This is a genomic window from Blautia sp. SF-50 (genome assembly GCF_900101315.1).
Lineage (GTDB): Bacteria > Bacillota > Clostridia > Lachnospirales > Lachnospiraceae > Blautia_A > Blautia_A fusiformis.
This window is the reverse complement of record NZ_FMUW01000003.1, coordinates 72,783-93,529: the sequence shown is the minus strand read 5'-3', so window position 1 is coordinate 93,529 and position 20,747 is coordinate 72,783. Positions and strand designations below refer to the sequence as shown.

At 47.5% G+C, this 20,747-nt stretch carries 16 protein-coding genes, 2 tRNA genes and 1 pseudogene; all 19 read right to left on the bottom strand.

Annotation, left to right across the window (positions count from 1 at the left end):
• Positions 1 to 486: 486 nt before the first annotated feature.
• Complete coding sequence (gene selD / locus BLP57_RS02800; protein ID WP_330389301.1) at positions 487 to 1,521, bottom strand: selenide, water dikinase SelD; 1,035 nt, start codon at positions 1,519 to 1,521, stop codon at positions 487 to 489.
• Between the two features lie 215 nt (positions 1,522 to 1,736).
• Positions 1,737 to 3,404: a nucleoside kinase gene (locus BLP57_RS02795; protein ID WP_175442942.1), complete on the bottom strand. Its 1,668-nt coding sequence runs from the start codon at positions 3,402 to 3,404 to the stop codon at positions 1,737 to 1,739.
• Positions 3,405 to 3,552: 148 nt separating this feature from the next.
• Positions 3,553 to 4,335, bottom strand: a complete 783-nt coding sequence (locus BLP57_RS02790; protein ID WP_092069324.1) for a Nif3-like dinuclear metal center hexameric protein — start codon at positions 4,333 to 4,335, stop codon at positions 3,553 to 3,555.
• Positions 4,322 to 5,050, bottom strand: coding sequence for a tRNA (adenine(22)-N(1))-methyltransferase (locus BLP57_RS02785; protein WP_330389300.1), 729 nt, complete (start codon positions 5,048 to 5,050; stop codon positions 4,322 to 4,324). Before BLP57_RS02785 ends, BLP57_RS02790 begins: the two co-directional genes overlap by 14 nt.
• On the bottom strand, positions 5,043 to 6,170 hold the full coding sequence (rpoD, locus tag BLP57_RS02780) for an RNA polymerase sigma factor RpoD (RefSeq protein ID WP_021651146.1): 1,128 nt from the start codon (positions 6,168 to 6,170) through the stop codon (positions 5,043 to 5,045). The genes BLP57_RS02785 and rpoD overlap by 8 nt, the downstream gene beginning before the upstream one ends.
• Before the next feature lie 39 nt (positions 6,171 to 6,209).
• Positions 6,210 to 8,003, bottom strand: a complete 1,794-nt coding sequence (gene dnaG / locus BLP57_RS02775) for a DNA primase (protein ID WP_092069321.1) — start codon at positions 8,001 to 8,003, stop codon at positions 6,210 to 6,212.
• A 19-nt stretch (positions 8,004 to 8,022) separates the two neighbouring features.
• Positions 8,023 to 9,033, bottom strand: coding sequence for a deoxyguanosinetriphosphate triphosphohydrolase (locus BLP57_RS02770; protein WP_015525757.1), 1,011 nt, complete (start codon positions 9,031 to 9,033; stop codon positions 8,023 to 8,025).
• A gap of 289 nt (positions 9,034 to 9,322) precedes the next feature.
• Positions 9,323 to 9,407 (bottom strand) — tRNA-Leu (locus tag BLP57_RS02765).
• 492 nt (positions 9,408 to 9,899) lie between these two features.
• A pseudogene (locus tag BLP57_RS18825) lies at positions 9,900 to 10,073 on the bottom strand (leucine-rich repeat protein); the annotation flags it as partial.
• Between the two features lie 135 nt (positions 10,074 to 10,208).
• Positions 10,209 to 10,293: transfer RNA gene (locus tag BLP57_RS02755), tRNA-Leu, on the bottom strand.
• A 272-nt stretch (positions 10,294 to 10,565) separates the two neighbouring features.
• A complete protein-coding gene (locus BLP57_RS02750; RefSeq protein WP_015525755.1) occupies positions 10,566 to 10,892 on the bottom strand; it encodes a cupin domain-containing protein in 327 nt (108 codons plus the stop codon).
• Between the two features lie 287 nt (positions 10,893 to 11,179).
• Complete coding sequence (locus BLP57_RS02745) at positions 11,180 to 12,403, bottom strand: LL-diaminopimelate aminotransferase (RefSeq protein WP_021651140.1); 1,224 nt, start codon at positions 12,401 to 12,403, stop codon at positions 11,180 to 11,182.
• A gap of 6 nt (positions 12,404 to 12,409) precedes the next feature.
• Positions 12,410 to 13,849 (bottom strand): Asp-tRNA(Asn)/Glu-tRNA(Gln) amidotransferase subunit GatB, encoded by a 1,440-nt coding sequence (gene gatB, locus BLP57_RS02740; protein WP_092069315.1) that lies wholly within the window; start codon positions 13,847 to 13,849, stop codon positions 12,410 to 12,412.
• Entirely contained in the window at positions 13,846 to 15,318 is a 1,473-nt protein-coding gene (gene gatA / locus BLP57_RS02735) for an Asp-tRNA(Asn)/Glu-tRNA(Gln) amidotransferase subunit GatA (RefSeq protein ID WP_092069312.1), read from the bottom strand. Before gatA ends, gatB begins: the two co-directional genes overlap by 4 nt.
• A gap of 15 nt (positions 15,319 to 15,333) precedes the next feature.
• Positions 15,334 to 15,627 carry an Asp-tRNA(Asn)/Glu-tRNA(Gln) amidotransferase subunit GatC gene (gene gatC / locus BLP57_RS02730; protein WP_015525751.1) on the bottom strand — a complete coding sequence of 98 codons (294 nt, stop codon included), beginning with the start codon at positions 15,625 to 15,627 and terminating at the stop codon, positions 15,334 to 15,336.
• 14 nt (positions 15,628 to 15,641) lie between these two features.
• Positions 15,642 to 16,973 (bottom strand): aspartate--tRNA(Asn) ligase, encoded by a 1,332-nt coding sequence (gene aspS, locus BLP57_RS02725; protein ID WP_092069309.1) that lies wholly within the window; start codon positions 16,971 to 16,973, stop codon positions 15,642 to 15,644.
• A gap of 130 nt (positions 16,974 to 17,103) precedes the next feature.
• Positions 17,104 to 17,658 (bottom strand): ANTAR domain-containing response regulator, encoded by a 555-nt coding sequence (locus BLP57_RS02720; protein ID WP_092069306.1) that lies wholly within the window; start codon positions 17,656 to 17,658, stop codon positions 17,104 to 17,106.
• A 38-nt stretch (positions 17,659 to 17,696) separates the two neighbouring features.
• A complete protein-coding gene (glnA, locus tag BLP57_RS02715; RefSeq protein ID WP_092069303.1) occupies positions 17,697 to 19,019 on the bottom strand; it encodes a type I glutamate--ammonia ligase in 1,323 nt (440 codons plus the stop codon).
• A gap of 229 nt (positions 19,020 to 19,248) precedes the next feature.
• Positions 19,249 to 20,736, bottom strand: coding sequence for a glutamate synthase subunit beta (locus BLP57_RS02710; protein WP_021651136.1), 1,488 nt, complete (start codon positions 20,734 to 20,736; stop codon positions 19,249 to 19,251).
• Positions 20,737 to 20,747: the final 11 nt, after the last annotated feature.

The following is a 20,747-nucleotide window of genomic DNA, read 5'->3' as shown; positions in this document are numbered from 1 at the left end:
TCACATAAATTCGCACAGTATGGCTCGGGTTTTCTGTGACCTTCGCTCACAAAAAACACCTCGCGGAATATTACCAGTGAGCAGTAACTTTCCTTCTCTGCATCTCACAACCATACTCTCCGCACATTTTATGTTTTTCCTACCAGTTGGATGCACCAGCCTGGGGGAGAGGATATCGGTTTGGGCTGCTGCGGAGGAGGGGTGATAACTACTTGGGCTGCGGGAGTCGGCGTTATTGCGGCAGGGTCAGCTGTCTGAGCCAACGGCGAGTTCTGGCCCTGCCACAATGCTTTTAGCCGACTCACGGAGTCCTAGTAGTATCCCCCGACGGAGTCCCTGCCCGGACCGATATCCTCTCCCCCAGGCGTCCGTCGTCCGCCATCCACCATCCGTCATTCTGCTACCACCACTTTCCCCAGCAGTATCCCCCTACGCAACCATCCACTCTGACGTTATCGTCCAAACATTTGTTCGTAAATTAATTTCCTACCGGAGCACCAACGTCCACTCCTGCCGATCCACAACCTCACCGATCACCCCAGCCTGCAGACCAGCCGCATCCAGCCGCTTCATGATCTCCGGCACATCCCTCTCCGGAACCGCCGCCAGCAATCCCCCAGAAGTCTGCGGATCAAACACCAGATCCTCCCGCCAGAGTACCGCCGAACTCTTCACTCCGGTTTTCTCAGCAAACTCCCGGTTCCTGTAAGCCCCACCCGGAATCAATCCCATAGAAGCAAACTCCTTCACATCCGGAAGCACCGGCAGCTTCTCCGTATCGATCACAACCGTCCGGTCACTGGCCACAGCCATCTCCGTAGCATGTCCCCCAAGACCAAACCCCGTCACATCCGTACAGGCATGAACCTCAAACTTTTTTAAAACCTCACAGGCATCCCGGTTCAGTTTCTTCATGGAAGCCAAAACCGCCTTACGTGCACCTTCCGTCACCAGATCCGCCTTGATCGCCGTATTCACGATCCCCGCACCCAGCGCCTTCGTCAGGATCAGCTTATCCCCGGTCTGCGCTCCAAAATTCTTCCAGAACTTCCTCGGATCTACAAAACCCGTCACACTGAGCCCATACTTTGGTGTATCATCCTGGATCGTATGGCCACCGGCAAGAACCGCACCAGCCTCCATCACCTTATCTGCACCACCACGCAGGATCTCCCCGAGGATCTCCACATCCATATCCTTCGGAAACGCCACAATATTCAAAGCTGTCTTCGGAGTTCCACCCATGGCATATACATCACTCAATGCATTTGCCGCCGCGATCTGCCCGAAATCATAAGGATCATCTGCCACCGGAGTAAAAAAATCCAGTGTCTGGATCAGTGCCAGATCTTCGGAAACCTTATAAACGGCAGCATCATCCGAAGTGTCTGTTCCAACCAGAAGATCCGGATCAGAGAACTTTGGCAGCCCTCCAAGAACTCCCGCCAGAGTCCCCGGTCCTACCTTAGCTGCACAGCCACAGTTTGGAGCCAGTTTTGTCAGTTGTACTTTTTCTTTCATGATCATTTTCCCTTTCCTTTAAGCCCTGTAAATCCCGTTATCCATCCGCAGCACCACAGAAAACTTTAACTTTTCCGATTCACACTCAAAAGGCTCCACACACCACAGATCCTATGCACAGAGAAATCCTAATCTTCTCATCTTTGCGCCAACCGATATCTGCACTGCATAGAGCCTTATATCTACACATAGCTTTTTTTATTCATACAATTAATTTATACATTAAAACAACTACCGCCAATAAACTCCCTCAGAAGCGAATTAAACGGAACACCCTCACTGGGCACCGACACAAAATAATCCAGGAACTTCAAAAGCCGCTTCGCCTCCTGATACTCCGGTTCACTCTTGTCAATTCCAAAAAGCAGCGGTTCCGCATAAACCTTCAGGCAGGCAAGCTCATACACAAGAGCAGAATTAAACATCACATCTGCTTCCTCCTGGAACGGAAAAATATTCTGCTCCTCGCCTCTCCGTACAGAAGGCCACCTTGCAATGGTATCCTTTGCGGAAGTTCCACGTGTACGTGCATCACGGACAATCCGGCGGATCAGCCTTCCATCCGTTGTGGGGATCCGGTTATGCTCATCAATGTTCAGCTGTGTCAACGCACTGATATAGATCTTAAACTTACTCTCTTTTGGAAGGGCATAACTCAGCTTGTCATTAAGCCCGTGAATGCCTTCGATGACCAGGATATCATCTTTTCCAAGCTGAAGCTGGTCTCCCCGGTATTCCCTGCATCCGGTCTTGAAATTAAATGTAGGAAGATCCACGGTTTTTCCCGAAAGGAGATTCAGCATATCTTCATTAAACTGCTGCGTGTCAATGGCTTCCAGACACTCATAATTCTTTTCTCCGAATTCATCCAGCGGCGTATGTTCACGATCCACAAAATAGTTATCCACAGCAATGGGATGCGGCTTCAGACCATGAGCAGAAAGCTGAATAGATAATCTGTGAGAAAAACTGGTCTTTCCGGAAGAAGACGGACCTGCGATCATTACGAACTTTACATTGCCCCTTCTCCGGATCTCCTCGGCAATCGAAGAAATCTTGGCCTCATGGAGTGCCTCCTGAATCAGCATCAGGCTCTGCACACCTTCTCTTGTGATCCGGTCATTGAGATCTCCTACAGTGGCAACATCCAGCTTATCGCCCCACTCTTCCGATTCCTTCTGCACATGGAAGATCTTAGCCTGGGGTTCAAAAGGCTCCAGCACATCCGGGTTCTTCTGCCTCGGAAGGATCAGCACAAAGCCTTCATCATAAAGCTGCAGATCAAAATACTTCACATAGCCGGTATCTGGTGCCATAAATCCGTAAAAATAATCCTCGAAATTTTCCAGGCTGTAAATATTCACTCTGGAAACCCGTCGATAACGGAACAGCTTTTCTTTATCATACATATGATGCCTGTGGAACATGGAAACAGCATCATCCGTGCTGACACTGCGTTTGCAAATCGGAAGCTTCCGTTCTACCAGTTCCCGCATCCGCACTTTTACCCGGTCAAGAAGCTCCTGATCCAGGGTAGCACTGCCTTTCATGGTAAAATAAAGAGCATTTCCAATAGAATAATGGATCACAACATGATCCACATTCTCTTTTCCAGCTACATCAAAAATTGCCTTCAAAAGAATAAAGATCGCACTTCTCCGATAGGTTTTTCGACCGGCACTGTCCTTTGCGGTTATAAATCCCAGTGTACAGTCATGCTGAAGCTTCTTGTGAAGCTCACGGAGCTTTCCGTTCTCAGTCACAAGGATCACCGGATACTCTGTTTTGCCCTCATAATCCCTTATGATCTCAGAATACGGTGTCATTTTGGGGTATTCCCTTGTTTCTCCGTTTATGGTCACTTTAATCATTGTCTGTTCCATAACGATCCCCTCCACAGGCTTATATATTTATACAGCTGCCCGATTTTTCGGACAGCCATGTGTTTCACAATTCATTTTTCCGAAACGGATAATCGTATTCCGTCCCACTACATATTCATGAATACAAACACTTTTTTGCAATCCGCTTTTACAAAACAATATATGGATTTTTCACACTGGCGCAGGTTGTCTTAAGCGCAGGGAATGCCGCATTCAGCTCCTTCTCCATAGCTTCCGCAAAAATATACTCCGTACCGTAATGTCCGGCATCTACAATCGCCAGACCATCTGCCATAGTATCAATGGCAGTATGATAATCAATATCTCCGGTCACATATACATCCGCACCGGCGGCCATTACATCACCGATCATACTCTTTCCGCTTCCTGTACAGATCGCCACAGTCTCGATCTTCCGATCCAGATCACCGTAAACCCGCACATCCGGAAGATGATTGCATTCTTTTACATATTTTCCAAACTCACCAAGAGTCATAACATGGGGAAGCTTTCCCACTCTTCCGAACCCCTCCGGCTGCTCCCCGGATCCATCGGTAACTGTAAGCACCCTTGTATCCTGAAGCTTCAGATGCTCTGCACTTAAATCTGCCATTCCGATCACATCATAATTGGTATGCATGGCAAAATACGGGATATCCTCCTTTATCAGACGGAGGATCTTTCTTCCGGTAAAGGTATGATTGTTGATCTTTTTGATCCCGGAAAAGATCATTGGGTGATGGGTAAGGATCATATCCGCACCAGCAGCCACCGCCTCATCCAACACCGGTTCCGTAAGATCCAGCGCAAGAAATACATGGGAAATCTCTTTCTGGTCATCTCCCACCAGCAGTCCCACATTATCCCAGTCCTCCGCAAATTTTTGCGGATGGTGCTCATTCAGCCATTCGATCAGTTCATATGCTTTCATATCGTTTCAGAGCTGTATGGATCAGCTCCATTTCCTCCTTTACTTCTTCCAGACGAGTTTTTGCGGAAACAGACTCTGCCCCGGAAAGACCGGCAAGTAGTTTCTTACGGATCATTTCCTCCCGTAGAAGATACTCTTTAAGGACCGGGTGACATTTTTTCAGAAGGAGAGGTCCAAACCAGGCCTCTTCCTCTGTGTAAACAGTCTTTTCTCCCGAATTGTTACGTACCGCTTTCATCATAGGATAAAATTTTCCGTCTTCTTTTATCATTTCTTCCCTTACGATCTCCCAGCCGATCTCAGAAAGAAAATGCCGGAAATGAGGAAGGTCCGACTGAGGCTGCAGGATCAGTTCCTGAAACCCCTCCCGGACCTTCGCTCCATCCTTTAATATCCTTTCCATCAGAGGACCACCCATTCCCGCGATCACCAGGGTATCACCTTCTCCCGGCTCAAGCTTCGCAAGCCCGTCGCTCAAACGGGTCTCTATGTAATCTTCAAGGCCATAACGGGTAATATTCTCCCTGGCTCTTGAAAGCGGTCCCGGACGTACATCCATGGCAATGGCTGACGGAACTGTTTTTTCACTGACAAGCCAGATCGACAGATAGCCATGGTCACATCCTACGTCTGCCAGCCGGTTTCCTTTTGTTACCATACCGGCAATGGCACGAAGACGCATGGAAAGCTGTACGGATATATTTTTATCAGTCAAGATAATCCTTCAGCTTGCGGCTGCGGCTGGGATGACGCAGCTTGCGCAGAGCTTTTGCCTCGATCTGACGGATACGCTCTCTTGTGACATTGAACTCTTTACCAACTTCCTCCAGAGTTCTGGCACGTCCGTCGTCCAGTCCGAAACGGAGGCGGAGAACCTTCTGTTCACGGTCAGTAAGCGTACTTAAGACTTCTACCAGCTGCTCCTTCAGAAGTGTAAATGCAGCTGCATCTGCAGGTACCGGAACATTATCATCCTGGATGAAATCGCCAAGATGACTGTCTTCCTCCTCACCGATAGGAGTTTCCAGAGATACCGGCTCCTGGGAGATCTTAAGGATCTCACGTACACGGTCTACCGGCATGTCCATCTCCTCAGCGATTTCCTCCGGCGTAGGTTCACGTCCAAGCTCCTGGAGCAGCTGACGGGAAACACGGATCAGCTTGTTGATAGTCTCAACCATATGCACAGGGATACGGATGGTACGTGCCTGATCTGCAATGGCTCTTGTGATAGCCTGACGGATCCACCAGGTTGCATAGGTACTGAACTTGTAGCCTTTTCTGTAATCAAATTTTTCAACAGCTTTGATAAGGCCAAGATTTCCCTCCTGGATCAGGTCGAGGAACAGCATTCCACGTCCAACATAACGCTTTGCAATGCTGACAACAAGACGGAGATTGGCCTCTGCCAGACGTTTCTTGGCAGCCTCATCCCCCTTTTCCATTCTCTTGGCAAGCTCGATCTCCTCATCTGCACTTAACAGACTGACTTTACCGATTTCTTTCAGGTACATACGGACCGGATCCTCGATGCTGACACCTTCCGGTACAGAGAGGTCGATCTTATCAAGCTCTACCTCTTCTTCATCTTCCATCCCATCCATATCCATATCGTTATCAAGGAGGAGTTCGTCACCGCTGTTTTCTGTGATACGGAGAACGTCCACACCGCTGGCCTCCAGGAAGTCAAAAACCTTCTCCATCTGATCCACTTCCAGTGGAGAGTCCTTGAAAAAGTCGCTGATCTCCTGATATTCCAGCACATTCTTTTTCTTTTTTGCAAGTTCAAGAAGCTCTACAAGTTTCTCGCTGAATTTTGCCATATTCATTTCCATAGGTGCTCTATACCTCCATATAGTGTTTATATTTTATCCTTAATTGAAAGAAATATGCAGCTGCTGCCTCTTTCTTCCAAGGTCTTCCAGTTCTTTTTTTGCTTTTATCAGTTCCTGAAGCCCGGCCATGTCTGACGGGTCCCAGGTACGGTTTTTTTCTTTGAGGCTTTCTTCCTTGATCCGCAGCAGCGCATCGGAAAAAGCCCTCTGCTGTTCTCCTTCGTTTTCCAGATGGATGGTGGCGTTAAAAAGAGATGCCACCTCCCGCTGCTCCTCACTGTCTGTAAAGGCGTTGAGAAGCTTTCCCGGATTGGTCTCTCCCTCCTTATGCTGTTCAAACAGCATCTGGGCTACCTCTTTATACAACGGTACCACAAAATCGGAAGGGGAAATGTATTTTTCCACCTGTTCAAAAATACCCGGATAATTTACAAGCCAGGTCAGCATCAGCTTCTGTGCTTTGTCTGCGGCGGATTCCTTTTTCTTTGTTTCCGGAGTCCCGGACTTTGGCTGGATCCGTTTCTCTGCAGGCGTTCCCTTCAGAGCCAGCGTGTTGACCCTTTTCCGGATATCCTCCGTGCCCACTCCATAGCGGCCGTATTCCTTTACAATGGCTTCTATATAAAGATTCCTCTCCAGTTCATCGGAAAGCTCCAGAAGCATCCCGGCACACCGCTCAAAAAACTGATTCTGTCCCTGGGGTGCATCCATGGCAAATTCCTGTTCCGCAATATGTACACGGAACATAAAGCTGTCCATGGCCCGGTCCAGACGTTCCTCAAAGGCCTCCGCTCCTTCATTCTTGATGAACTCGTCCGGATCCTTCCAGGGCTTCAGGCTTACTACCCTGGACGTGACTCCCGCCTCCCGCAGGATCGGGATCGCACGAAGGGCCGCCCGGATCCCTGCACCGTCACTGTCATAAAGAAGCAGGACTTCCTTGGTGTAACGTTTCACAAGACTTGCATGTCCGGAGGTCAGTGCAGTTCCAAGCGACGCCACTGCATTGGTAAAGCCTGCCTGATGCATGGCGATCACATCCATATATCCCTCACAGAGGATCAGATAATTCTTCCTGGTGGTCCTGGCCACATTCAGCCCGTAAAGATTCCGGCTCTTATCAAATATCTTCGTCTCCGGTGAATTCAGGTACTTGGGCTTGCCATCTCCCATGACACGACCTCCGAAACCAATGACCCGGTTGTTTACATCCATGATCGGGAAGATCACACGGTTCCAGAACTTATCATACATGCCTCGCCGCTCATCTACATTGAACAGGCCGGATTCCCTGAGAAGTTCATCACTGTAGCCCTTACCCTTAAGATATTTGTACAGATCATCACTATACTTATCCGAATATCCAAGACCGAATTTACGGATGGTTTCCTCGGAAAGACCTCTTCCTGTCAGATATCCGTAAGCCGTCTTTCCGCCTTCTCTCCGGAGCTGATAATAAAAGTACTGTGCTGCCAGCTTGTTGATCTCCAGAAGATTTGCTCTCTGTTCTGCTTTTTCTCTGGCTTCTCTGGAATACTCGATCTTCGGAAGCTCTACCCCTGCCCGGTCAGCCAGATATGACAGCGCCTCACCAAACGAGTAATTCTCATATTCCATGATAAAATTGTATACGTTTCCTCCTGCCCCGCAGCCAAAGCAGTAATACATCTGCTTGGATGGTGTTACGGAAAAGGAAGGGGTTTTCTCATTATGGAAGGGACACAGCCCAAAATAGGAACTCCCCCTCCGTGTCAGTTTCACATACTGGGATATCACGTCTACAATGTCATTTTTCATTCGGACTTCTTCTATGATGTCATCTGAATAACGCATGCTTATCCCTCTTTTCCATTTAATAGACCTCCCAGGCTCTCGGTATATAGATCTCCCTGAATTTCTCCATGGAATACTGATCCGTCATTCCCGAAATATAATCACATACTGCCTGTTCCTTAGGTACTCCCCGGTATTCCACCAGTTCCCTGTATTCCCGGGACATTGCCTCCGGATGGTCAGTATAATATCCGTACAGTTCACTCAGCATCTGGATCACTTTATCCTCTTCCTTCCTGGCAACCGGATTCTCATAGACATTCCGGAACATCAGCGCCCGAAGCTCCATCATCGCCTCAAAAACATCCGGCGACATGGAGATGCTGTCTTTCCCCATACTGTTCTCTATAATATTATGTACGAAAGTATTCAGCCGTTCTCTCGTGGTATAGCCCAGAAAAGTTCTCATTGTGACAGGAATATCATCTTCTGTGATGATCCCTGCCCGCTGGGCATCGTCCATATCATGGTGGATATAGGCGATCTTGTCAGAAAAACGTACCACCTGTCCTTCCAGTGTGAAAGGATTTCCGCTGGTGCGGTGATTCATGATCCCATTGCGGACTTCCCAGGTAAGGTTCAGCCCGTTTCCGTTCTTCTCCAGTACTTCCACAACCCGGACGCTCTGCCTATAGTGTGCAAAGCCACCCGGATGTACCTGATCCAGTGCTCTCTCTCCTGCATGTCCAAAAGGCGTATGCCCCAGATCATGTCCCAGAGCGATGGCTTCCACCAGATCTTCATTTAAGCGAAGTGCCTTGGCAATAGTCCGGGCGATCTGCGATACCTCCAGTGTATGTGTCAGCCTGGTACGGTAATGATCTCCCTGTGGTGCCAGAAACACCTGTGTCTTATCCTTCATACGGCGAAAAGCCTTACAATGAAGGATCCTGTCTCTGTCTCTCTGATACGTTGTCCGCACATCGCATTCCTCTTCCGGGTGCTCCCGGCCTCTGGTATCTGCGCTGTGAGAAGCATAAGGACTCAAAAGCTCCCGTTCTCTCTGTTCCATGCTCTCTCTGATGTTCATAAGCATTTCCTCCACAGTCTGACAAACAGCGGCGACAAAATACCCTCTGTTAATTATATTCTACACAAAACCACAAATTCCTCTTTTCTGAAAAAATAATTCAAAAAATATTGGGGTTACGGTCTGATCAGCACTTAAGATGTCCAAAATTATCCTATTGTATATGAAACGAATACAAATATATCATGCAGATCTTCCCATTTTAGCTTCTCACCAGTGCAGGCATGCAATAATTTACTTTCATATAGCCAAAAACAGAGCTGCAATTCACAGCTCTGTTTTTTAGTCATGCGGAAGATGGGACTTGAACCCACACGAGCGCAATGCTTACAAGATCCTTAGTCTTGCTCGTCTGCCAGTTCCGACACTTCCGCATGACCGCATTTCCTTGGGATTTTTTATTTTCTCCCTCGCGACAAGTGATAGTATAGCAAAGTGGATCTTGTATGTCAACACCTTTTTTCAAAAGTTTTCTATTTTTTCGGTTTTTCTGTTATTTTGTCACGATTATCTTTGGTCCGGCACCCTTTGCACGGAGGAGTTTCGTCGGGATCGTAAGGGCCTTTCTTGCTGCCTTGTCCGTAGCTCCGGTAAAGACTACGGTTCCCTTGCCGGACGTGTCTGCATTGGATATCTTATATTTCAGCCTGCTGACTGTATAGACCGCGTTTTTCTGAACCGTGATCCGGAATTTTTTTGTAACAGAACCGTTATATTTTCCTTTTCTTTTGATAGTAACGCATGCAGTTCCGATGTTTTTATTATTCTTCCAGGTAAGGGTGTAATCCCTTCCGTTTACAAGCTTCTTACCGCCGTAGGTTATGGTGAGTGCCTGGGTCAGCGGCTTTCCGGTAAAGGCCCTGGTCTTAAGTGCGGATATCTTTGTTTTGCTGACTGTTATAACGTATTCCTAATGCCAGTTCGCCAATATTCGTAACTGATTTCGGAATACGGATCTTTTTCAGCTTAAGGCAATCATGAAACGCCCAATCTTCGATCTTCGTCAGTCCCTCATGTAAGGTCACACTGGTCAGCCCGGTATTGCGAAATGTGTCATACTTGCTATCATATCATATAAACACGATATATTCTATCCGGATTCCTTTTTTACAGATATTTTTAGGCAGCAAAAAAACCCGCATCCGTTTCCAGATGCAGGTTTCCTAAATAAAAAATGCGGAAGATGGGACTTGAACCCACACGAGCGCAATGCTCACAAGATCCTTAGTCTTGCTCGTCTGCCAGTTCCGACACTTCCGCATATCGCATTTCTTCGGGATTCTTTATCTTCTCCCTCGCGACAAGTGATAGTATATCAAAGTGCTTTTTGTATGTCAACAGTTTTTTTCTAAAAAAATCCAAAAATATTTTTTGTTTATACAATTAATACATTTCGTTTAATAACAATCTGAGACAGAGAATCTTTCATCCCAGAATTTATACTCCGACACAGGTTACGCCTCAGTCGTAAAAAGAGCAGCCTCTTCAAAAAGGCCGCCCTTCTGTCTCACTTCTGTTTTCTTCTATATGGATCAGTCAAAAATGATCAGTGCCATAAACACAAGATCTGTGTCACCTGTATTGGTAAGACCGTGTCCTTTTCCATCTGGTGTGATGGTGATGTCGCCGGCCTTTACCGGACGTTTCACGCCATTATCGTCGTACTCGCCTTCACCGCTTAAGATATAGTAGGTTTCTGTCTCGCCATGATGCTCATGGTATCCCAGAGAACATCCTTTTTCGATGGTAACCTGTGCGTAAAGTCCGCATTTCCCTTTCAGCTCGTCTCCCTCAAGAATGTCTTTGATGATCACATGGCCTTTACCGCCGCACATATTTTCTACTCTTCTGATACCCATGATAAAATCCCCTTTCGTGATTGCGTAAATTTGTGAAATTTTATGAACACAGACTTTCTGCGGCCTGTGCCTTACTTCCTGTACAATTATAAATGATATGATAAATTTTCGCAATCCTTATTATTATTTTCACAAATTAACTTACAGGCAAATTTTTCCCACTGCTGATTGCTTTTCGCAACCCTGCCGGGAGCTTCTATTCGCAATTGAAGCAGGATACTTCTTTGATCCGGTTAAAAAACGAAGCAGCTCTTTTCCAAAGACCTGCTCCGCAATTTATACTCATATTACAGATTTTTAATTCTCTCAATTGCCTCAAGAGTATTCTCATAGCTTCCGAATGCTGTCAGACGGAAATATCCCTCGCCGTGTGCACCAAAGCCTGAACCTGGTGTTCCTACGATGTGTGCTTTCTCAAGGAGATAATCAAAGAACTCCCAGGAGGTCATCTGATCCGGTGTTTTCAGCCAGATATATGGAGCATTTTTTCCACCAGACACGGAAAATCCTGCTGCGGAAAGTCCCTCCAGGATCGTCTTTGCATTACGCATGTAATAAGCGATCTGCTCCTTCAGCTGTGCTTTTCCCTCCGGAGAGTAAACAGCCTCGCCTGCTCTCTGTACAATGTACGGAGCACCGTTAAACTTGGTTCCGTGGCGTCTTGCCCAGAGACTGTGAAGCTCTACGCCATCACGCACCAGTTCCTTCGGAACAACGGTAAAGCCAAGACGAACGCCTGTAAAGCCAGCATTTTTGGAAAAGCTTCGAAGCTCGATGGCACAGGTTCTCGCACCCTCGCACTCATAAATGCTGTGCGGGACATCCTCCTCGGAAATATATGCCTCATATGCTGCATCATAGATGATCACGCAGCCGTTTTTGTTGGCGTAGTCGACCCACTCCTGAAGAGCTGCCTTTGTGATCGCACCACCGGTGGGATTGTTCGGGAAGCAGAGATAGATCAGATCCGGTACCTCATCTGCCGGGATCTCCGGAAGGAAACCATTCTCCTCTTTGCAGGGCATGTAGATCACACCGTCAAAGTTCTCACGCTCTTTGTTATAAAGGCCAGTACGTCCAGCCATAACGTTAGTATCTACATATACAGGATAAACCGGGTCGCAAACTGCAACCTTGTTATCCAGTCCGAAGATCTCCTGGATGTTTCCGGAATCACTTTTTGCTCCATCGGAAACAAAGATCTCGTCTGCGCTGATGTCGCAGCCTCTGGACTGATAATCATTTTTTGCAATGGCACTTCTTAAGAATTCATATCCGAGATCCGGAGCATATCCGTGGAAGGTTTCTGCGTGTGCCATCTCGTCTACGGATTTATGAAGGGCATCGATGATCGCCGGTGCAAGGGGCTGTGTCACATCACCGATTCCAAGACTGATCACAGAATCCTTAAATTCCGGATTGGCCTCCTTATATGCGCTTACCTTCTTTGCGATATTGGAAAACAGATAGCTTCCCGGAAGTTTTAAATAATTCTGATTTACTGTAACCATAGTATTTTATCTCCTTCTCTCAATTTCCTCTGCCAGTGCTTTTCTGACGCTGTCAGGATTTGCCTTGCCTTTCAGTTCTCTCATCAGCTGTCCTACAAAAAATCCCATAACCTTATCCTTGCCGCCCAGAAGTTCTGCCAGCGGTCCAGGGTTTGCATCTACGATCTTTTTCACAGTTTCGGTGAGAAGTCCTGTATCTTCTACGATCTTAAGACCATTCTCTTCTATATATACAACCGGATCAATATCCTCGTCAAACACTTTTTCAAATACTTTCTTGGCATTCTGTGCGCTGACCTCTTTTTTCTCCACCATGGAAAGAAGGTCTGCCAGATGCTTCGGGGTAAAGCTTACCCTTTCCGGATCAAGGCCCTTGTCCTTTGTCAGGCGGAGAACCTCCACCATAAACCAGTTTGCCACCTTTTTCGGGTTTCCGAGAAGAACTGCTGTCTCCTCAAAAAGTCCTGCCAGATGTCTGGATTCGGTCAGGATCCCTGCATCATAAGCCGGAAGCTCATACTCCTTCTGATAACGCTCCATCTTGGCTTCACGAAGCTCCGGAATGGAAGTACGCAGCTCTTCGATCCATGCATCGGAAATGTGGATCGGCGGAAGATCCGGGTCCGGGAAGTAACGGTAATCCTTTGCATCCTCCTTGGAACGCATAGCATGAGAAGACTCTTTGTTATCGTCCCATCTTCTTGTCTCCTGTACAACGGCTCTGCCTTCCTCCAGAAGCTCGATCTGACGTTCTCTCTCTCCTTCGATCGCTCTCGCAATGGCCTTGAAGGAGTTCAGGTTCTTCATCTCTGTTCTTGTTCCGAAGGTCTCACTTCCCACCTCACGGACGGAAAGATTGACATCGGCACGCATGGAGCCCTCCTGGAGCTTACAGTCAGAAACTCCAAGATACTGCATGGTGCAGCGGAGCTTTTCCAGATAAGCGATAACCTCCTCGGAGCTTCTCATATCCGGCTCGGATACGATCTCGATCAGCGGTACCCCGCTTCGGTTGTAGTCAACCAGGGAGCAGTCTTCCCACTCGTCATGGATCAGCTTACCGGCATCCTCCTCCATATGCATCTCATGGATACGTACAGTCTTTTTGCCTGCGGAAGTCTCGATCTCAACAGCTCCGTCATAGCAGATCGGCAGATACAGCTGAGAGATCTGATAGTTCTGGGGGTTATCCGGGTAAAAATAGTTCTTACGGTCAAACTTACAGTACTGATGGATATGACAGTTTGCCGCAAGACCTGCCTTGATGGCAAACTCTACCACTTTTTTGTTGAGGACCGGAAGAGAGCCCGGCATACCGGTGCAGACCGGGCAGGTATGTGTATTTGGTGCGCCTCCGAATTCTGTGGAGCATCCGCAGAAGATCTTTGTTTTTGTGGCAAGCTCCACATGCACCTCAAGTCCTATGACTGTCTCATACTGTTTCATACCTTTTCTCCCCCTTCCATTGCTGTTCCGAAATCACCGCGTTTTTTCTCATAGGCGTGTGCTGCGCGGAACAGGTTGTTTTCTTTGAAGCAGTCACCGATCATCTGGATCCCGATCGGAAGTCCTGCTGCGTCTTTTCCGCATGGAACTGTGATTCCGGGAAGTCCGCACAGGTTTACTGCTACCGTATAAATATCGCCAAGATACATGGCAAGAGGATCTTTCAGACTCTCTCCCAGCTTCGGCGCCGTAAAGGGTGATGCCGGGGCAAGAAGAACGTCATATTTGGAAAAGGCCTGATCAAATTCCTTTTTGATAAGGGCTTTTGTGCGAAGTGCTTTCAGATAATAAGCATCGTAGTAACCGGAGCTTAACACAAAGGAGCCAAGCATGATACGGCGTTTTACTTCCTCGCCGAAACCTTCAGTCCTTGTCTTCTTGTACATATCATGAAGTCCCTCGTACTCTTTTGCACGGAAGCCGTACTTCACACCGTCAAAGCGCTCCAGATTGGAGCTGGCCTCTGCGCTGGCAATGATGTAGTAGGCAGGGATCATATATTCTGTTGTCTTCATGGAGAAAAATTCTACCACTGCGCCCATCTCAGTAAGGCTCTTCAGCGTATTCATAAAAGCCTCTTTTACCTCCGGGTTCAGTCCCTCTGAGAGATATTCCTTCGGCACGCCGAATTTCATTCCCACGATCTTATCCGTCATAGAAGCGGAGAAATCAAGATTCTCTCTCTTCATGGAGGTGCTGTCCTTGGCATCGTGTCCGGCAATGATCTCAAGAAGTGCCGCACAGTCTGCAACATCCTTTCCTACCGGTCCGATCTGATCCAGAGAGGATGCATAGGCAACCAGTCCGTAACGGGATACTGTTCCGTAGGTCGGTTTGATTCCGGTAACACCGCAGTAGGAGCTTGGCTGACGGATGGAACCGCCGGTATCAGAACCCAGTGCCAGGTAAGTTTCCCATGCTGCCACTGCCGCACAGGAGCCGCCGGAAGATCCGCCCGGAACATGCTCCAGATCCCACGGGTTTCTGGTGACGCCGTAAGCGGATGTCTCTGTGGTACTTCCCATGGCGAACTCATCCATGTTTGTCTTTCCGATGATCACAAGACCCGCCTGTTCCAGACGGTCAATAACCTCGGCATTGTACTGCGGCACAAAATTCTCAAGGATCTTTGATGCACAGGTAGTTGTTTTTCCCTTAATGCAGATATTATCCTTAATTGCAATAGGTACACCGGCAAGAGGTCCTGTATAGGTTCCATCCTCAATGCCCTTCTGTACCTCTTTTGCTCTTGCATAGGCTTCTTTTTTGTAAGTATCAAGATAAGCGTGGACCTTGTCCTCTTTTGCTTCGATCTGATCAAATACGTATTTCACACCGTCCAGGACGCTTATCTGATGCTGCTTGATCTTTTCCGCAAGCTGTAATGCGGTTAATTTTCCCAAATCCATGTCCTGTCTCCTGTCTTATCCAATTGTTTTCGGAACCTGATACTGGTTTTCTTTCTGCTTCGGTGCATTGGCAAGCATCGCCTCATGGTTGTCTCCGTTTGTCACAACATCTTCACGGAATACGTTTTCGTCCTCAAAAATATGGGACATAGGCTCTACGGAAGAGGTGTCAAGCTCATCCAGCTTGTCTACATAGTCCAGCATCTTCTGCATATCCTCTTTTGCTTTTTCCTTCTCATCCTCTGTCAGAGAAAGCTTTGCAAGGATGCAGACATTTTCCATTGTTTCATCATCGATTATCTTTGCCATCTTTTTTCTCCTTATTACGGCTCAAGTCTGTTCATATCACGTGGGAACAGACAGGTCTCACGAACGTTTTCTTCTCCGAGGATCTGCATGGTAAGACGTTCCAGTCCGATTCCAAGTCCTCCATGAGGCGGCATTCCATGCTTGAAGGTATCCAGGTACTGCTCCATACCCTCTTCATCCATACCACGGGCTGCGATCTTATCCTTCAGCATCTGATAATCATGGATACGCTGTCCGCCTGTAGTTACCTCAAGTCCCTTGAACAGAAGGTCAAAGCTTAATGTAAATTTCTCATCTGACGGATCATCCATTGCGTAGAACGGACGCTTCTTAGACGGATAATGTGTGACAAAAACAAAATCAGCATCATATTCTTCTTTGAAATATCTTCCGATCAGCGCTTCTTCCTCCGGCTCCAGATCATATGGGTTGCGGATCTTACGTTTATATTTTTCAGCTACCAGCTCTTTGGCCTTGTCAAAACGTACTGCCGGGATCTTGTCCACCTTCGGAAGCTCCACCTTCAGAATGGAAAGCTCATGAGCGTAGTCTTTCTTAAGAAGTTCTACCGCATACTGGAGAAATCCGGTTTCCATCTCCATGATATCCTCAAATCCGTTGATATAGCCCATCTCAAAATCAAGGCTTGTATATTCATTCAGATGACGTTTTGTGTTATGCTTCTCTGCACGGAATACAGGACCGGTCTCAAATACACGGTCAAAAACACCTACCATCATCTGTTTATAAAACTGCGGGCTCTGTGCCAGAACTGCCGGTTTATGGAAATAGCTCAGCTTGAACAGGTTTGCACCACCCTCTGCACCTCTGGCTCCGATCTTCGGTGTGTGGATCTCGGTGAACCCCTTCTCATAGAGGTAATCACGAAATGCCCGCACCAGAGCCTCCTGGATCTTGAATTTTGCACGCTCCTGCACATTACGCAGGGCGATAGGACGATAATTCAGCTTTGCCTCCAGGGAAGTGTTCAGCTTCCATTTGTCGATGGCCAGCGGAAGAGGCTCTGCAGGTGAGGAAAGGATCTCCACATGGCTGATGCGGAGTTCTCTTCCGTGAGGCGCTCTTTCTTCCTCATGAAGAGTTCCTGTGAGGCGCACACACATTGCCTCCTTCAGATCATGAATGGAAACATTTGTCTTGTCGTTTTCATATACGGTCTGAAAAAGCCCTTCTTTTTTTCGAAGTATCACAAATGCCACGTCACCCATATTACGGATGCTGTGTATTGCACCTTCCACTATTGCTTCCTGGTCTTTCATGCTCTCGGAAAGAAGCACATCCCAGGCACATTCTCTAGTCTTACAGATTCCATCCATAAATTCCATTCCCTCATCCTCCAATTCAAAGTAGTTTCACCGAATCAGGAAATCCCCTGCGGAATTTTTCCCGATCCGGTGTGATATCAGTCATTCAGAACAGATCATTCCTGTCCGCTCTGCTGTTTTTTGTTGTTTTTTACATAGAATCATATAAAAGCATCAGAACCATCTGGGCTGTCTCCACCATATTGGTCCCGGAATCCATACTGCATTTCTGGATATAGCGGTATGCGTCATCCTCGCTCAGGTGATTTCTTTCCATTAGAAGCATCTTTGCATTTGAAATATAATTCTGTTCTTTCCATGAACGCTGCTTCGGCTTTTTCTTATCTTTTTTCCAACGCCTTTCGATCTGGGAAAGCATCATGCTTACCGTATTTACCAGATCTCCGACTTTCAGAGGCATTCCCACGCATAAAATGGATGTTGGCGCCTCACTGATCACTCCCCGGGAAGCCATAAGCAGCATTTCAAAATAATCCGGCATATAGTCCAGAAGATCACGGTAGTACATATCCTGAAGATGATAACCGCAAAGCAGAACGCCGCCATCAAGCTCCGAGATACTGGCAAGGGCATTGGCACCTGAATTGCATACTGCCGCCACCGTGAATCCATATCGGTTAAGGACTGTGCGGATCTTTTTTGCATCTTCTATTTTCGGTAATGCAATCACGATACTCGTGTTCATAAGCCGCCACTCTCTTTCGTCCCATTATGCCTCGTTCATCAGATCCGATACAGATACTCCTCGATCTCCCAGTCGGAAATCTCCTGGGAATAACGCAGCCACTCTTTTCTCTTTGCCTGCGCATACTGTTTGCAGAAAGCTTCTCCAAGGATTTCCTTCATCCAGCTGCTGTCCTCAAACAGTGTGATCGCTTCCCGCAGGTTCTCCGGTAAATTCTCGATACCCTGTTCCTTCTGATCCGACTCGGAAAGAGAACGGTTAGAAGCTTTTGTAGGATAGATCTTCTTCTGGATTCCATCCAGGCCCGCTGCCAGGCATACCGCAAAAACAAGGTATGGGTTGGATGCAGCATCCGGGCTTCGAAGCTCGATCCTGGTATCAGCACCATTGACTCTCGGGATCCTTACCAGTGAATTCTGGTTATTTCTCGTCCAGGTCAGCTCTGTAGGCGCATCAAATCCAGGTACAAGACGCTTATAAGAATTTACAAGCGGATTGGTGATCAGAGTCATCTCACGGCTGTGAGCCAGAAGACCTCCGATAAAATAGTATGCCTCTTCACTTAATCTGGTCGGATCCTCCGGATCCACGAAAATATTTTTTCCATTTTTAAACAGCGAAAAATGGATATGCATGGCTGAACCGTTTACTTCCCGTCTTGGCTTCGGCATAAATGTCGCATGAAGTCCATGACGTTTGGCTACAGTTCTTACCGCCATCTTAAAGGTTATAACTTCGTCTGCCATCTCACGCGCTTCCCCGTAATGAAGGGCAATCTCATGCTGTGCGGGTGCTGTCTCATGATGAGAGGATTCCACCTCAAATCCCATATCCTCAAGAGTCAGTACCATGTCACGTCTTGCATTTTCGCCCAAGTCCACCGGACTTACATCCAGATATCCGGCCTTTTCGTGAGAAACCGTTGTAGGCATTCCGTTATCATCAATATGAAACAGGAAAAACTCGCATTCCGGGTCAACATAACAGGTATACCCTGCCTCCTCTGCTGCCTGCGCTGTTTTTTTCAGAATATATCTGGAGCTCATCTCATGCTCAGACCCATCTGCACGGCGCATATCACAGATCAGTCTTGCGACCTTTCCCTGCTGAGGACGCCATGGGAGAATTGAAAAGGTATCATAGTCCGGATACAGGATCAGATCCGGCTCCTTCTCTCCCACAATGCCCGCAATATGAGAGCCATATACAACGCACTGGTTATCCAGGGCTCTTGGAAGCTCTCTTGCTGTGATCGCAATATTTTTCAGAGTTCCAAACATATCTGTAAACTGGAGGCGGATGAACTCTACGTCTTCCTCCTCTGCCATTGCAAGAATCTCTTCTCTGGTATAATTCCCCATAGTATTCTCTCCTTTATTTCCTCATCACACAAAATAATTACCCTCAAAATCAGAAAAAGGGTGCACTTCAGAGAGCTTCCGCTCCTGAAGAACACCCTTGTTCATGGACGTAATTATAGCAATCGGTCAATTCTTTGTCAACCATTTTTTAAAAGGGGCAAAAGTTCAAAAGCTTTATCGCGGAAACACGAACAGTTTTTTTGACCTTTTGCCCCTGGTATCTGTTATTTTACTGTAAATATGAATAGCTCATCAGTGATTCATCCACTGCTTTCGCAGCCTCACGTCCCTCATGGATCGCCCATACGACAAGGGACTGTCCACGATGCATATCACCTGCTGTGAACACACGATCTACGCTTGTTGCATACTGCTCCGGTTTTGTTTCCACATTAGTTCTTGGTGTAAGCGCTACACGGAAGGCATCTGTCACATATTTCTCGCTGCCAAGGAAGCCGGCTGCAATAAGGACCACATCTGCAGGGATCACTTCCTCACTGCCCTCAACCGGTACCATATTGAATCTTCCGGTCTTTTCATCCTTTACGCTTTTCAGTTTTACGATCTTGGCCTTGCAGACATTTCCTTTTTTGTCCTTGATAAACTCGGTAACGGTTGTCTGATAGATCCGAGGATCATGGCCGAATACTGCAATAGCCTCTTCCTGGCCGTAATCGGTTTTCAGGACCTTCGGCCACTCCGGCCATGGATTGGAAGGAGTTCTTGCTGCAGGAGGCTGCGGCATCATCTCAAGCTGTGTTACAGATTTCGCCCCCAGACGGATGGATGTTCCCACACAGTCATTACCGGTATCACCACCGCCGATGACCAGAACATTTTTGCCCTTTGCAAGCTCATATGGGAATTTTGCAAAATCTGTATCCAGAAGACTTTTTGTTACCTGCTTCAGGAAATCCACTGCAAAGTAAATTCCCTTAGCATCTCTTCCCGGAACCTTGATATCTCTCGGATGAGAAGCTCCACAGCAGAGAAGGACACGGTCATAATCCTTCAAAAGCTGTTCTGCAGTGATGTCAACACCAACATTGATATTGGTAACAAATTTCACGCCTTCCTCTTCCATCAGCTTCAGTCTGCGGTCAATGACCTTTTTCTCCAGCTTCATGTTCGGAATGCCGTAGCGGAGAAGTCCTCCGATACGGTCGTTTCTCTCAAATACGGTTACGCTGTGGCCACGGCGGTTCAGCTGCTGTGCTGCTGCCAGTCCGGAAGGACCACTTCCGATGACTGCGATCGTCTTTCCTGTGCGGACAGGCGGGATCTGCGGTTTTACCCATCCTTCTGCATAGGCTGTCTCAATGATCGCTTTCTCATTCTCCTTTGTGCTGACCGGATCTCCGTTCAGGTTACAGGTACATGCAGCTTCGCAAAGTGCTGGACACACTCTGGATGTAAACTCCGGAAAGCTGTGTGTCTTGTTTAAACGAAGGAATGCCTGCTTCCAGTTTCCTGTGTACACAAGATCATTTGTCTCAGGAACCAGGTTGTGCAGCGGGCAGCCGGAAGCCATTCCGCCGATCATCATACCTGACTGGCAGAAGGGGACGCCGCAGGCCATGCAGCGTGCTCCCTGAAGTTTCTGTTTTTCTTTATTTAATGGAATACGAAATTCGTTGAAATTCTGAATACGTTCCTTTGGCGGCAGAACCTTTGCCGTTTCTCTTTCATAATCTAAAAATCCAGTTGGCTTTCCCATTTCCTCATCCT

What these genes read in the sequence shown, in the direction of transcription:
- selD (WP_330389301.1), bottom strand. Translation starts at nt 1,521, where the DNA reads ATGAAAGAAAAAGTACAACTGACAAAACTGGCTCCAAACTGTGGCTGT.
- BLP57_RS02795 (WP_175442942.1), bottom strand. Translation starts at nt 3,404, where the DNA reads ATGGAACAGACAATGATTAAAGTGACCATAAACGGAGAAACAAGGGAA.
- BLP57_RS02790 (WP_092069324.1), bottom strand. Translation starts at nt 4,335, where the DNA reads ATGAAAGCATATGAACTGATCGAATGGCTGAATGAGCACCATCCGCAA.
- rpoD (WP_021651146.1), bottom strand. Translation starts at nt 6,170, where the DNA reads ATGGAAATGAATATGGCAAAATTCAGCGAGAAACTTGTAGAGCTTCTT.
- dnaG (WP_092069321.1), bottom strand. Translation starts at nt 8,003, where the DNA reads ATGCGTTATTCAGATGACATCATAGAAGAAGTCCGAATGAAAAATGAC.
- BLP57_RS02770 (WP_015525757.1), bottom strand. Translation starts at nt 9,033, where the DNA reads ATGAACATCAGAGAGAGCATGGAACAGAGAGAACGGGAGCTTTTGAGT.
- BLP57_RS02750 (WP_015525755.1), bottom strand. Translation starts at nt 10,892, where the DNA reads ATGGGTATCAGAAGAGTAGAAAATATGTGCGGCGGTAAAGGCCATGTG.
- BLP57_RS02745 (WP_021651140.1), bottom strand. Translation starts at nt 12,403, where the DNA reads ATGGTTACAGTAAATCAGAATTATTTAAAACTTCCGGGAAGCTATCTG.
- gatB (WP_092069315.1), bottom strand. Translation starts at nt 13,849, where the DNA reads ATGAAACAGTATGAGACAGTCATAGGACTTGAGGTGCATGTGGAGCTT.
- gatA (WP_092069312.1), bottom strand. Translation starts at nt 15,318, where the DNA reads ATGGATTTGGGAAAATTAACCGCATTACAGCTTGCGGAAAAGATCAAG.
- gatC (WP_015525751.1), bottom strand. Translation starts at nt 15,627, where the DNA reads ATGGCAAAGATAATCGATGATGAAACAATGGAAAATGTCTGCATCCTT.
- aspS (WP_092069309.1), bottom strand. Translation starts at nt 16,973, where the DNA reads ATGGAATTTATGGATGGAATCTGTAAGACTAGAGAATGTGCCTGGGAT.
- BLP57_RS02720 (WP_092069306.1), bottom strand. Translation starts at nt 17,658, where the DNA reads ATGAACACGAGTATCGTGATTGCATTACCGAAAATAGAAGATGCAAAA.
- glnA (WP_092069303.1), bottom strand. Translation starts at nt 19,019, where the DNA reads ATGGGGAATTATACCAGAGAAGAGATTCTTGCAATGGCAGAGGAGGAA.
- BLP57_RS02710 (WP_021651136.1), bottom strand. Translation starts at nt 20,736, where the DNA reads ATGGGAAAGCCAACTGGATTTTTAGATTATGAAAGAGAAACGGCAAAG.